The following is a 12,433-nucleotide window of genomic DNA, read 5'->3' on the forward strand; positions in this document are numbered from 1 at the left end:
TGCGGATCAACAAGAGTGGCGGAGACGGAGGGATTCGAACCCTCGAGACCCTTTTGGGGGTCTGCTCATTTAGCAAACGAGTGCCTTCAGCCTCTCGGCCACGTCTCCAACGCTCCCTCCTATGCCGGACCGCTGCGCCCTTTGCAAGGCGCGATAGCCGTACTGTGGACGGCTTCTCCCCGCCAAACGGCTCTGCGGCATCGAAATTCACACTGCCAATCAGCCGCGGGCCAGCTCAGCGCGCTGCCGACATGGCACGGATTTCCGCGGCGATTTCGTTGAAAACGCCGCCCCAGTCTCCCGCTTCGGACTGACGGAAGAGACGCACGCTGGGAAAGAATATGCTTCGGTCGCCGGAGTATCCCCATCGCCAGTCCGGCACCGCTCGCAGAGCCGCAAACGTCGGGTGCGCCCGTGCACCGCACAGGTGGGTCAGTGCCGTGTCACTCGATACGACGAGATCCAGGTGATGGAGAATGCCGACGGTATCGATGAAGATGCCGTCCGCGTTGAAATCATCCCCAAGCTCGATGATGGAATTGGCGAATGCCACCTCGCGGAGCTGCTCCGTCCCCGGCCCGTGCTGAAGGCTGACGAGACGAACGCCGGGAAGGTTCGCGAGCGGCGCGAATGCATCCAGCGGAATGGAGCGGCCGACATCCACGTTCCGGGACGGGTTACCCTGCCAGTTGATGCCGACGTTGAAGCTCCCCTCGTCACGCACCCAGCGCCACTTCGCGATGCGCTCCGGCGGGGCTGTGAGATAGGGTGCGGCGGGCCATTTCGCCGGATCAGGCTGCAGCAGGAGCGGCAGGCTGCCAGCGGGAACCCAGCGCAGACCCGGCTGTGTGGTGTCGATTGTGGACAGGTCCCCGGTGACAGCAACGCGCGCATCGAGGTTCTTCAGCAGCGGCACGAGCCCAGGCCGCGTCAGAAGCACCGTGCGGATGCCGTCGTCGGCGAGCGACCGGGCCAGACGGAAGAACAACAGCTCGTCGCCAATTCCCTGCTCGCCAACCACCACGAGCAGTTCCGGCCTTTCGCGCCCATCCCACCGGATGAAATCCAGCGGTCGAAAGGGCGGCGGAAGAAGGCCATCGCGCGATTCGTAGGCCGCCCATCCCACCTCCCAGCGCGCCCGCGCCAGATCGTCGGCGGCAGCCATGAAACGGCCGTTAGGCTCTTGGGGGTCAAACCGAAGAGCCGTATCCAGGGCCGCGCGCATCTCATCTGGGCGGCCGAGGTCGCCGAGAAGGCGGGCACGGGTGACATGGCCAGAGGCAAGCCCCGGATCGGCGGCGAGGCAGGCTTCCACATCGGCCAGCGCCCCGGAGAAATCCCCCTCCGCCCGGCGGACTTCGGCGCGATGCTGCAGGAAGAGGGCCGCACCAGGGGCTTGGGCCAGAGCAAGGTTGCACTGTGCAAGCGCGGCTGGGAACTCCTCCAGATGCCGCAACACGATGATGAGCACCTCCCGCGCCTTCAGGTCCGCAGGGTCGCGCTCAAGGCCGGCCAAGAAGCAGTCCCGGGCCTCCTTGAGTTGACCGCTCGCCATGAGGCTTCGGCCCTTGATGATGTACCCCTCCGCTGATCGCGGTGCGAGGCGGATCGCCTGAGTTGCCGCATTCACGGCTTCACCCGGACGATTGAGCTCGTAAAGCGTGGTCGCCTTGGCCGCCCAGAATCGCGTTTCACCCGGCCGCTGGGCGATGAGCAATTCGATATCGCTGAGCGCAGCCTGCAGACGGCCGAGCTGGAGCGAGGCCGTCGAGCGGTTCGCGCGCGCCTCGACAGACTTGCCATCGATTTCAAGCACGCGGTCATAGCGCGCCACGGCCTCTTCCAGCCGGTTCAGCCGCGCTAGTGTGTTGGCGGCGAGGTATTGGGCCTCGGCGAGACCCGGGTCGAGCTCCGCCGATTTCTCGAAGGCGGCAAGGGCGCGGTCCCACTTCTCCTCGGCCTGATAGACCGCGCCCATGATGAGCTGGGCGTGTGGGTTGGTCTTGTGGCCGTCCCGCGCCTTGCGCGCGACGGCGTGGGCTTCCTTCGCACGGCCGGACTGGAGCAGCGCCAGCGTCAGCAGCCGGGCGACCTCGAAGGAATTCGGGGCCTCGCGCAAGATTGCCCTATAGATAGGGATCGCCTGATCGAGGCGCCCCTCCCGATGTAGTGCACCGGCGCGGGCAAGATCGGCCCGAAAATCCTTCTGCATCGCGCCCCCCAAATGGCGTGCGTGGTCAGTCTGCGAGGTCGCGGAATCCGGACTGCCGTCAGGTGCGGGCGCGCTGGCCGAACAGGATGCTCTGGGCTTCCTTGTCCTTGGAGAGATCGTGCTTGGCGCGCTCCTCCTGGTTCACAGCAAGGCCCCGCTGCACCGCCGGTCGGGCGAGCACCCGCTCCAGCCAGGCCTTGAAGTGCGGGAATTCCTCGATGTGCTGGCCCTGCCGCTCCCACAGCTTTGCCCACCCGATGCAGGCGATGTCGGCGATGGAATAGTCGCCGGCCAGGTACTCGCGATCCTTCAGGCGCGTGTTCATGACGCCGTAAAGGCGATGCACCTCATTGGTGTAGCGCTCGACCGCGTAGGGGATTTTTTCCGGCGCATAGATGCGGAAATGGTGCGCCTGCCCAGCCATGGGGCCGAGGCCGCCCATCTGCCAGAACAGCCACTGCTCCACCTCCACCCGCTTGCGCTCGTCGGCGGGATAGAACTGCCCGGTCTTGCGGCCGAGATACTGGAGAATGGCGCCCGACTCGAACACCGAGATCGGCGCTCCGCCGGGACCGTCGGGATCGACGATGGCGGGCATCTTGTTGTTGGGGGAGATGGCGAGGAAGTCGGGCTGGAACTGGTCGCCCTTGCCGATATTCACGAGCTTCACCGTGTAGGGAAGCCCGCACTCCTCGAGCATGATGCTGATCTTGTAGCCGTTTGGCGTGGGCCAATAATAAAGCTCGATCGGCGAAGTCTCGACTGCGGCCATCATGCCCTCCCTGCGGCCTGTGCCGCCGCTTCGGTAAGACGTAGACACCGCTCGGTGCCGCGGCAAGGGGGGAGGCGCCGAAGGCGCCGGCCCCTTTAGGCCAAGGCGATCTTGAAGCCCTCATGGGAGTTCGAGAACCCGAGCCGGCGATAGAATCGATGGGCATCACCGCGCAGCTTGCTGGAGGTGAGCGCGAGCGTGGCCGCGCCTTCGGCAGCGGCCCTCTCCATGGCGAAGCGCACCATCGCCTCGCCGATGCGCTGTCCGCGCAGGCTTTCATCCACCTGCACCGCCTCGATGAGCGCCCGCTTTGCCCCGCGGCCCGGCAGGCTGGTCACGAATACCAGCTGGAACGTGCCCACCACCCGCCCGTCCTTCTCGGCGACGTAGAGCTGCGCCCGCGGATCAGCGGCGATTGCTGCGAAGGCGGCGCGATAGCAGTCGGCCGCCTCCGGCGCCGTGGTGTCGCCATGACCGCCGAGCGCGTCGGCGGCAAACAGCGCGACCAGTGCGGGAAGGTCGCCGGGGCAGGCCTCGCGGATCAGGAGACCAGCGGGCGCCGCGGGCTCAGCCGTCACCGGCACAGCGGATCGTCGGGCGGGAGGATGGTCATCTGCCAGTCGCTCCAGCGATGGGGATTCATCCAGGGAGACCACCATTTCACCGAGACTTCGATGGTGCTCTGATCGGCCGGCGGCAACAGCAGCTTGGGCAGACCGTTGAAGATGCCGGTGACGCGGGCGCAGCCGGTGGCGGGGCGCGACGGCGGACGATACTGGTTCTCGCGCACGATCACGACCCGGGCGCCGGGAATGGCGGCCCTGAGCCGGCCGGCGGACGTGCGGTCGTCCGCGACCAGGGTCGGTGCGTCGCCGAGCTTGTTCGCGATGGCGACCTGAAGCTTGTAGAGCGGCTCGGCGGCGATGCAGCGCCCGCACAGCCGCGGATCGGGCCACAGTGGCACCACCATGCGCGAGAGCATGATGCCGCCGCTGACCACCGCCAGCAGGGTGAGATAGATCCAAACCCTCTGGCGCCAGCCCCCGAGCCGTTCCAGCTCCGCGAACAGATAGACCGGCAGCAGCAGCAGGAAGACGTGGAAATAGCGATCCCGCAGGCTGGACGTGCCCATGGCCAGCGTCGCCGCCAGGGTCGCGAGGATGCCGATGAGGATGATGGACCTGAGCACGCGCCGCGGCGCCCCGCGCTCGGCGTCGTCGGGAATGGCTCCCTCACCCCGGTTGTAGGGGAGGAACACCAGCGCAACGACCAGCACCAGCGGCAGCACGTAGCCGAACAGGGCGCCGACCATGGTGGAAACCACCGCGTCCCATCCCGCGCCGGTGGCGCCGATGGTCTGGGCCGTGGCCTCGGCCACGTTCTGGCCGTAGCGCCAGAGCGCGAAGCCGTAGATGCCGAGCGGCAGCCCCGCCACCGCGAACGTGACGAGAAGGCGCGGGTCGAGGATCACCTTCCGGTAGGACGGCTCCAGCAGGCAGGCCACCACCAGCACGCCGAGGAAGGCGACAAAGCCGAACTTGCCCAGCACGCCGGCAGCGATCCACAGGCCGAGTCCGGCATAGAGGCCAAGGCTGCGCTGGCGGCTCAGCGCCATCACAGTGAGGAAGGCGCCGGCGATCGCGACGATCATCACGTTTGAATGGGTGAGGATGCGGTGGCTGTGATAGCCGATCACCCAGATGAACGAGAGCGAGAACGTGGCCAGCGCCTGCAGCCGGGGATCGGCGATCACCCGACGGGCCACCCGGTAGACCAGCATGGCGCAGGCGAACAGCAGCGTGTAGCGCAGCACCGCGAAGGACAGAGTGCCGACACCGAACACCCGCTGCAGGCCCCAGAGCAGCCAGTCGAACAGCGGCGGATTTCGCGGAACGTAGGACAGCTCCAGCGACTGGACCATGTAGCTTTCGATGGCGTCGTCCGCGTTCACCGCGATCTCGAACACCACCGCGATCACCGCATGCAGAACCATCCAGAGGCCGACGATGAAGGCGACGCCTTCCGGCCGGGCCCAGAAGGGGACTGCCCCCTGCGCGCCTGTCGCGGCGGGCGCGGGCGCATCCCTGTCGAGATAAGTGTCGGTCACGGGGCACTCCTCATCCGCGCCTCTATACCGGCGCCGACGGCGCGGCGCCACCGCGCGGAGCGCGGGGCTCCGGCGCCGAGCGATGCCGGAACGGCCGGAAAACAGCCAGCGAAACTAGAGGGTTTCGAGCACGGTGAAGCGGTCGCCCCCGCCGGCAGCCAGCGCCGCGTCGGAGACTTCATGCACCAGCATCTCGTCGACGCGGCTCCCGGGAGGGCCCGCGCGGCAGGCCGTGAGCATGGCTTCCACCACCTCCGCCGGGCCGGCGAAAGCCGCTTCCACGGCGCCGGAACGGCGGTTGCGCGCGAAGCCGAGGAGACCGCGCCCCTCCGCCTCCCGCGCGCACCAGGCGCGATAGCCGACGCCCTGCACCCGGCCGCGCAGCATCACGTGGACATAGCGCATGGGCACCTATTCCGTGCAGGCGCCGGGGGGCGTCAGCGCCTCGAACGACGCCATGGCGCCGACCAGGGCGAAGCGGCCATAGTCGATCTTGAGGCTGTTGACGACGCCATTGTCATAGAGCGCGAAGCTCATGACATAGGCGGGCGTGCGGTCCACCCCGCCCTCGTCGAAATAGCTGATCGTCACGGGATAGAAGGTGCGGCCGGCCAGCGCGGCCTTGGCCGGGGCAGCGATGCGGCTGTCATCGGTGCTCGGGCGGCCGATCACGGCCAGCGTGTCAAACACCTTCTGGGGGTCGCTCGCGCCGTCGTACACCTTGGCCTGATAGACGCTTTCCCCGGCGGCGGCCGCGGCCAGCACCTTCTTCACATGCTCGGTGGGCATCAGGATATCGCCCTTGAGCGTGAAGGTGGCCGACTCGGGCTTGGTGACGATCACCCTCAATGCCGGCGGGTCCTGCCGCTCGACATTGGCCTCAAGCTCCAGGCCGTCGTCGTCGCCGCCCGTGGTGGTGGAGAGGAAGCGGTAGGACTTGCCTGTGCCGTCTTCCCACGCCTTGGAGGTGATGGTCTGGCGTAGCGGTTCGCCTCCCGTGGACGCCGCGCTCTGCTGGCTGGTGACGGTGGTGTATCCGGCGCAGACGTCGCCGGTGATCTCGTAGCGAATTTCGCCGTTCATTTCCTCGAGTTGGCCCGAGGGCTTGGACCCGTCGAGGGAAAGGCGATAGGTCGCCTTGTGCGGCAGCAGGGTCACCGCGCCGGCCGGCAGCGCGGAGAAGCACCACAGGCCGGCCACCGTCGCCGCGGCGAGGCGCAAATGCTTGGTCATGTCTCAACTCCTTCCGGCCATCCGGCGCCAGCGAACCACACGTGCCGCCCGCCTGGAGCCGTGCTTGCGCCGGCGCGGCTCTTCGGCGAAGAGGATGGCCTAATTGCGCGCTGCATATGGCAGGAGGCCATCATGACTTCATCCGTCGAAAAGAAGCTCGCCGAACTCGGAATCACCCTGCCGAGCCCCAAGCCGCCCATCGCCAATTATGTGCCGGCGGTGCGGACCGGCAACCTGCTGTTTATTTCCGGCCAGGTTTCCATCGACGGTGAAGGCAAGATCGCCACCGGCAAGCTCGGCGCCGGGGTCAGCATCGAGGCCGGCCAGGCTGCCGCGAAGCTCTGCGCCATCAACATCCTCGCCCAGGTAAAGGCGGCCATCGGCGATCTCGACAAGGTGGTGCGGATCGTGAAGCTCGTGGGCTTCGTCAATGCCACCGGCGACTTCACCGACCACCCCAAGGTCGTCAACGGCTGCTCGGACTTCTTCGTCGAGGCCCTGGGCGACAAGGGCCGCCATGCCCGCTCTGCTGTGGGCGTTTCCGGCCTGCCCTTCGATGCCTCGGTTGAGGTGGAAGCCATCGTCGAGATCGCCTGAGCGGATAGGACCATGGGCGACCTGAGCTGGATCACCGCCCGCCCGGTCGCCCATCGCGGCCTGCACGACAAGGCGCGCGGCCTCATCGAGAACTCCCTGTCGGCCGCCGAGGCAGCGGCCATCGCGGGCTATCCCATCGAGTTGGACATCCAGATCAGCGCCGATGGCGAGGCCATGGTGTTCCACGATTTCACCCTCGATCGCCTCACGGCGGCCAAGGGCGCGGTCTCGGCGCTGAGCGCGGCGGAGCTGGAGCGCACGAGGCTGGCGGGCACGCCGGACACGATCCCCACCCTCGCCGACTTCCTCGCCCGCGTCGGCGGCCGGGTGCCGCTCTTCATCGAGATCAAGAGCGCGTTTCCCGGCGATACGCGGCTCGCGGCGCGGGCGGTGGACGCGCTCGCAGGCTACGGCGGCAAGGTCGCGCTGATCTCCTTCGATCCGGCCATGCTGGCCGAGGCCAGGGCCAGGGCGCCGCAGATCCCGCGCGGCATCATCGCTCAGGCTCGCTATGACGGTGCCCACTGGCCGGGCATGACGCCCGAGCGCGCGCGGATGCTGGCGGACATGGATCACCACGCCGCCAGCGGCTACGATTTCATCACCTATCACTTCACCGATCTGGACCATCCTGCGCTGATCGCGGCCCGCGGGCGCGGCGTACCCGTGACCGCCTGGACGGTCCGCAGTCCGAATGATGCCGCTCGCGCGCTGGCGGGGGCGGACCAGATCGTGTTCGAGGGGTTCACGCCGCAGGGATAGGGGCGTAAATCTGCGGCGTCCTGTCGCGGTGGTCAGTCTCTGCCGCAATGCACACTTAAGCTCGATGCCCGACGCCCACATCCGCATCCTGCCCAACCTGTCCGAGATCAAGGCGGCCGACTGGGACGCCTGTGCGGCAGGCGGGGCGGCCCGCCCCGAACCGTTTGTGAGCCACGCTTTCCTCTCCGCCCTGGAGGAATCCGGCTGCGCCGCCGCGCGCACCGGCTGGCTGCCGCAGCACCTCGTGCTCGACGGGCCGGACGGCAAGGCCGCCGCGGTCTGCCCGGCCTATCTGAAGTCCCATTCGCGCGGGGAATATGTCTTCGACCAGGGCTGGGCCGACGCCTATATGCGGGCCGGCGGCGAATATTACCCCAAGGTGCAGGTGGCGGTGCCCTTCACCCCCGTCACCGGCCGGCGCCTGCTTCTGAAGGACCCGGCCGATCCGGTGGGCCGGCTGGCGCTGGGCGCGGGCATCAAGCAGCTGGTGCGGCTGCGCGGCGCCTCCTCGGCCCATGTGACCTTTTCCACCGAGGAGGAATGGGAGGAACTGGCGTCCCTCGGCTTCCTCAAGCGCACCGACCGGCAGTTCCACTGGACCAACGCGGGCTACGCCACCTACGACGATTTCCTCGCCGAACTCGCCTCCCGCAAGCGCAAGGCGCTCAAGAAAGAGCGGCGGGAAGCCATTTCGGAGAGCATCTCCATCGAATGGCTCACCGGCAAGAGCCTGACGGAAGAAGCCTTCGACGCCTTCTTCATGTTCTATCTCGACACCGGCGGCCGCAAATGGGGCACGCCCTATCTCAACCGCCAGTTCTTCCAGCACGCCGCCGAGCGCATGGCCGACCAGATCCTGCTGGTGATGGCCCGCCGGGACGGCCGCTACATCGCCGGCGCCTTGAATTTCATCGGCGCCGAGACGCTCTATGGCCGCTACTGGGGCGCGGTGGAGCACCACCCCTTCCTGCATTTCGAGGTCTGCTACCATCAGGCCATCGACTACGCGATCGCCACCGGGCTCAAGGTGGTGGAGGCCGGAGCGCAGGGCGAGCACAAGCTGGCGCGCGGCTATCTGCCCAAGGCCACCTATTCCGCTCACTACATCGTGCACCAGGGCCTTGCCGGTGCCGTCGCGCAATATCTGGAGCGCGAGCGCACCCATGTGGAAGAGGATTCGGCGGTGCTGACCGAACTTGGCCCGTTCCGGCGCTGCGTCGAGGACGAACAGGACTGAAGCGCCTCCCAGACAGCATCCCGCTTTCGTCCACTCGGTTGCCAATGCGACATCATCCGCCGGTTGCCCGGCTCACGGGCGGGTCGCTATAGTCCCCCCGCCAATCTGGGGACAGGCGATGACGTATTGCTGTGGGGTTCTGGTTCGGGATGGTCTGGTGCTGATCGCCGACACCCGGACCAATGCGGGCCTCGACAACATTTCCACCTTCCGCAAGCTCCACATCTTTGAGGAGCCGGGCCACCATGTGCTCGGCCTTGCGACCGCGGGCAATCTCTCCGTCTCCCAATCTGTCGTCAGCATGCTGCACGAGGGCGTCGAGGACCACGAGATCGGGGAGCGCAGGCAGTTGCGCGACTGCCGGACCATGTTCCAGGCCGCCCAGCTCGTGGGCACCGCCATCCGCCAGGTCCACAAGGTCAACGGCGCGTTCATGGAGCAGTCGAACGTCAGCTTCGACGTGTCGTTCCTGCTCGGCGGCCAGATCGCGGGCGACAGCCTGCGGCTCTACATGGTGTATTCCGCCGGCAATTTCATCGAATGCACGCAGGATACGCCCTTCCTGCAGATCGGCGAGCACAAGTACGGCAAGCCGGTGCTGGACCGCGCGGTGAACTACGACATGGAGATTTCCGAGGCGCTGAAATCCAGCCTCATCTCCATGGATTCGACCATGCGCTCCAATCTCGGCGTCGGCCTGCCCATCGACGTGATGGTGGTCACGCCCGATGCGCTCCGGTCCGAGCTGATCTACCGCATCGAGCCGGGCGAGCCCTATTTCCACGATCTGCGCGAGCGCTGGTCGGCCGCACTGCGCTCCGCCCATGCGTCTATCCCCAAGCCGCCCTACCTCAAGAACGGTCGCCCGCGGGTCGTCAACGAGGTCTGAGGCTCAAGCCTTTCCCGGCGCAACGAAAAAGGGCGCCCCAGCGGGCGCCCTTCTCGTTTTCAACGGACCCAAAGGCCGTAGATCAGGCCGCCTTGGGGGCGAGCTTGGCGGTGACGATCTTGTCCGGATCCTTCACGGGCTCGCCGCGCTTGATCTGATCGATGTTGTCCATGCCGTCGATCACCTCGCCCCACACCGTGTACTGGCGGTCGAGGAAGCGGGCGTCGGTGAAGCAGATGAAGAACTGGCTGTCGCCCGAGTCCGGGTTCTGCGCGCGCGCCATGGAAACGGTGCCGCGGACGTGGGGCTGCGCGTTGAACTCCGCCTTTAGCTTCTTGCCCGAGCCGCCCATGCCGGTGCCGGTCGGATCGCCGGTCTGGGCCATGAAGCCCTCGATCACGCGGTGGAACGGAACGCCGTTGTAGAAGCCCTGGGAGACCAGCTCCTTGATGCGGGCGACATGGCCGGGGGCGAGGTCCGGGCGGAACGCAATGGTCACCGGGCCCTTGGTGGTTTCGAGGATCAGGACTTCATCGCTCATCAATCTCTTCCTTCACTTGCAGCGCACCGGGCGCCGGTCGGGGAATTTGCTGCGGCGGCTGAGCCAGCGGCAGCGGGGCATCTTCTTGCTGGCAGTCGCGTCGGCCCTCACTTGGCGTCGGCGGCGACCTGCATCTTCACGATCTTGTCGGGATTGGACACCGTGCCGCCGGCACCGGAGCCCTTCTTGATCTTGTCCACGAACTCCATGCCCGACACCACCTGGCCGACGACCGTGTACTGGCCGTTCAGGCTCGGGGTCTCGTCGAACATGATGAAGAACTGGGAATTGGCGCTGTTGGGCGAGGAGGCGCGGGCCATGCCGACGATGCCGCGCTTGAACGGCACGTTGGAGAATTCCGCCGGCAGGTTGGGATACTTGGAGCCGCCGGTGCCGTTGCCATACTGGCCGTCGCCGGTCTGGGCCATGAAGCCGTCGATGACGCGGTGGAAGGGCACGTTGTTGTAATAACCCTCGCGGGTCAGGAGCTTGAGCCGCTCCACGTGCTGCGGGGCGAGGTCGGGGCGCAGCGCGATGACGACGCGGCCATAGGGCGTGTCGAGATAGAGCGTGTTCTGCGGGTCGGGCTTGGTCTGGGCCGCCGCCGGCAGCGCGAAGGCGAGCACGACGAACGCTGCGGCGAGGAAACGGCCGAGAAGGCGCGTCATATGGGTCTCTCCCGGAAAGCCCCGGCCTCGGGGCGGTTTGGCCGCATGGGCGCGGCGGCGAACGAGGGCGCTATCGCTTGAACTTGGCATTGAGCCGCGCCAGCACTTCGGGCGGCACGAAGGCGGAGACGTCCCCGCCCATGGACGCGATCTGGCGCACGAGAGTGGCGGTGATGGGGCGCACGCGAGGCGAGGCGGGCAGGAACACCGTCTGGATGCCGGGCGCCAGCGTGCCGTTCATGCCGGCCATCTGCATCTCGTAATCGAGGTCCGTGCCGTCGCGCAGGCCGCGGATGAGCAGTGTGGCACCGAGCTGCTGGGCGGTGGTGATGATGAGGTTGTCGAACGTGACGGCCTCGAGCGTCGCATGCTCCTCCGCCGCCACCGGCCCGCACACCTCGCGCAGCATGGCGAGCCGCTCCTCGGCGGTGAACAGCGGCGCCTTGCCGGGATGGATGCCCACCGCCAGCACCAGCCGGTCGGCGAGGCGGCAGGCGGAGCGCACCACGTCCAGATGGCCGTTGGTGAGCGGATCGAAGGAGCCGCCATAGATGGCGGTGCGCAGGGTATGTTCGCTCATGCGGCCTGTCTTCAGCCTGTTCTCGTCCCGCAAGGCCTAGCCTCGCGGGCGCCGGGACGCAATGGGCGGGGCTGCGAGGCCCCTCCCCGCTCAGACCTCGAACGAGCCGCCGCTCTCCGGCACCACCACCTTCACGGGGTGGCCCTTCAGCGCCTCGACGAAGGCGGAGGCGTCCTGCACCAGAATGGGGAAGGTGCCGTAGTGGATGGGCACCACGATCTCCACGCCCGGGAGGAAGCGCTTCACTGCCAGCGCGGCCACTTCCGGCCCCATGGTGAAGCGGTCGCCGATGGGGATGAACACCACCTTCGGCGTGTGGATCTCGCACAGCAGCGCCATGTCGGAGAAAATGTCCGTGTCCGCCATATGCCACACGGTCGGCTCGCCCGGCGCCTTCACGATGAGGCCGGTGGGGTTGCCGAGATATTCGGATGGCGCCGCCGGGCCGCCCGAGGAATGGTCCGCGCGCACCATGGTCACCGAGAAGCCGCCAAGGTCGAGCTTGCCGCCGGTGTTCATCATCTGCGGCGCATTGCCGGCGCCCTTGGCCGAGAGGTAGGCGCACAACTCGGGATTGGCGACCACCGGCAGGGTCCGGCTGGCGTCGGCGGCGTCTTCCACCAGGGAGAGCGTGTCGCCGATATGGTCACCGTGGCCGTGGGTGAGCAGGATGTGCGTCACCCCGCGCGCGGCTTCCTCCACGGTGGAGCGGAAGCTGGGGTTGCCGGTGAAGAAGGGATCGATGAGGACGGCCTTGTCGGCGAAATCGAGCCGGAAGGCGGCGTGGCCGTACCAGGTGATCTTCATGGGATTGCCTCTGGTGGCTGGGCGTGCG

At 67.3% G+C, this 12,433-nt stretch carries 14 protein-coding genes and 1 tRNA gene; 4 read left to right on the top strand and 11 right to left on the bottom strand.

The window, feature by feature from the left end; genetic code table 11:
* Nucleotides 1-16 precede the first annotated feature (16 nt).
* The 7 genes from ACT535_RS03935 to ACT535_RS03965 all read right to left on the bottom strand — a co-directional run bounded on the left by ACT535_RS03935 (nucleotide 17) and on the right by ACT535_RS03965 (nucleotide 6,324).
* A tRNA-Ser gene (locus tag ACT535_RS03935) sits at nucleotides 17-108 on the bottom strand.
* Between the two features lie 127 nt (nucleotides 109-235).
* Nucleotides 236-2,212: a tetratricopeptide repeat protein gene (locus ACT535_RS03940; RefSeq protein WP_476363419.1), complete on the bottom strand. Its 1,977-nt coding sequence runs from the start codon at nucleotides 2,210-2,212 to the stop codon at nucleotides 236-238.
* Between the two features lie 58 nt (nucleotides 2,213-2,270).
* Complete coding sequence (locus ACT535_RS03945; RefSeq protein WP_168458060.1) at nucleotides 2,271-2,984, bottom strand: glutathione S-transferase N-terminal domain-containing protein; 714 nt, start codon at nucleotides 2,982-2,984, stop codon at nucleotides 2,271-2,273.
* Nucleotides 2,985-3,079: 95 nt separating this feature from the next.
* Nucleotides 3,080-3,562, bottom strand: a complete 483-nt coding sequence (locus ACT535_RS03950) for a GNAT family N-acetyltransferase (RefSeq protein ID WP_476363420.1) — start codon at nucleotides 3,560-3,562, stop codon at nucleotides 3,080-3,082.
* A complete protein-coding gene (locus ACT535_RS03955) occupies nucleotides 3,559-5,091 on the bottom strand; it encodes an ArnT family glycosyltransferase (RefSeq protein ID WP_476363421.1) in 1,533 nt (510 codons plus the stop codon). Before ACT535_RS03955 ends, ACT535_RS03950 begins: the two co-directional genes overlap by 4 nt.
* 114 nt (nucleotides 5,092-5,205) lie before the next feature.
* Nucleotides 5,206-5,496: an acylphosphatase gene (locus ACT535_RS03960; protein ID WP_476363422.1), complete on the bottom strand. Its 291-nt coding sequence runs from the start codon at nucleotides 5,494-5,496 to the stop codon at nucleotides 5,206-5,208.
* 6 nt (nucleotides 5,497-5,502) lie between these two features.
* Nucleotides 5,503-6,324: an EipB family protein gene (locus ACT535_RS03965; protein ID WP_168458064.1), complete on the bottom strand. Its 822-nt coding sequence runs from the start codon at nucleotides 6,322-6,324 to the stop codon at nucleotides 5,503-5,505.
* A 132-nt stretch (nucleotides 6,325-6,456) separates the two neighbouring features.
* On the opposite strand from ACT535_RS03965, the gene ACT535_RS03970 reads away from it, so the two are divergent.
* The 4 genes from ACT535_RS03970 (at nucleotide 6,457) to ACT535_RS03985 (ending at nucleotide 9,809) form a co-directional block, all read left to right on the top strand.
* Complete coding sequence (locus tag ACT535_RS03970) at nucleotides 6,457-6,921, top strand: RidA family protein (RefSeq protein ID WP_029558132.1); 465 nt, start codon at nucleotides 6,457-6,459, stop codon at nucleotides 6,919-6,921.
* Between the two features lie 12 nt (nucleotides 6,922-6,933).
* Nucleotides 6,934-7,683, top strand: coding sequence for a glycerophosphodiester phosphodiesterase family protein (locus tag ACT535_RS03975; protein ID WP_476363423.1), 750 nt, complete (start codon nucleotides 6,934-6,936; stop codon nucleotides 7,681-7,683).
* A gap of 64 nt (nucleotides 7,684-7,747) precedes the next feature.
* Nucleotides 7,748-8,920, top strand: coding sequence for a GNAT family N-acetyltransferase (locus tag ACT535_RS03980; protein ID WP_476363424.1), 1,173 nt, complete (start codon nucleotides 7,748-7,750; stop codon nucleotides 8,918-8,920).
* Nucleotides 8,921-9,038: 118 nt separating this feature from the next.
* Nucleotides 9,039-9,809: a proteasome-type protease gene (locus tag ACT535_RS03985; protein ID WP_168458067.1), complete on the top strand. Its 771-nt coding sequence runs from the start codon at nucleotides 9,039-9,041 to the stop codon at nucleotides 9,807-9,809.
* Between the two features lie 82 nt (nucleotides 9,810-9,891).
* Here ACT535_RS03985 and ACT535_RS03990 read toward each other — a convergent pair whose 3' ends face one another.
* The 4 genes from ACT535_RS03990 to ACT535_RS04005 all read right to left on the bottom strand — a co-directional run bounded on the left by ACT535_RS03990 (nucleotide 9,892) and on the right by ACT535_RS04005 (nucleotide 12,405).
* Nucleotides 9,892-10,350 (bottom strand): peptidylprolyl isomerase, encoded by a 459-nt coding sequence (locus ACT535_RS03990; protein WP_476322345.1) that lies wholly within the window; start codon nucleotides 10,348-10,350, stop codon nucleotides 9,892-9,894.
* A 107-nt stretch (nucleotides 10,351-10,457) separates the two neighbouring features.
* The gene (locus ACT535_RS03995) at nucleotides 10,458-11,018 is read right to left on the bottom strand and encodes a peptidylprolyl isomerase (protein WP_476363425.1); all 561 of its coding nucleotides are present in this window, start codon (nucleotides 11,016-11,018) and stop codon (nucleotides 10,458-10,460) included.
* 70 nt (nucleotides 11,019-11,088) lie between these two features.
* Nucleotides 11,089-11,598, bottom strand: coding sequence for a pantetheine-phosphate adenylyltransferase (gene coaD / locus ACT535_RS04000; RefSeq protein ID WP_476363426.1), 510 nt, complete (start codon nucleotides 11,596-11,598; stop codon nucleotides 11,089-11,091).
* A 90-nt stretch (nucleotides 11,599-11,688) separates the two neighbouring features.
* The gene (locus tag ACT535_RS04005) at nucleotides 11,689-12,405 is read right to left on the bottom strand and encodes a metal-dependent hydrolase (RefSeq protein ID WP_476363427.1); all 717 of its coding nucleotides are present in this window, start codon (nucleotides 12,403-12,405) and stop codon (nucleotides 11,689-11,691) included.
* Nucleotides 12,406-12,433 lie beyond the last annotated feature (28 nt).

This window comes from Xanthobacter sp. DMC12 (assembly GCF_056314105.1).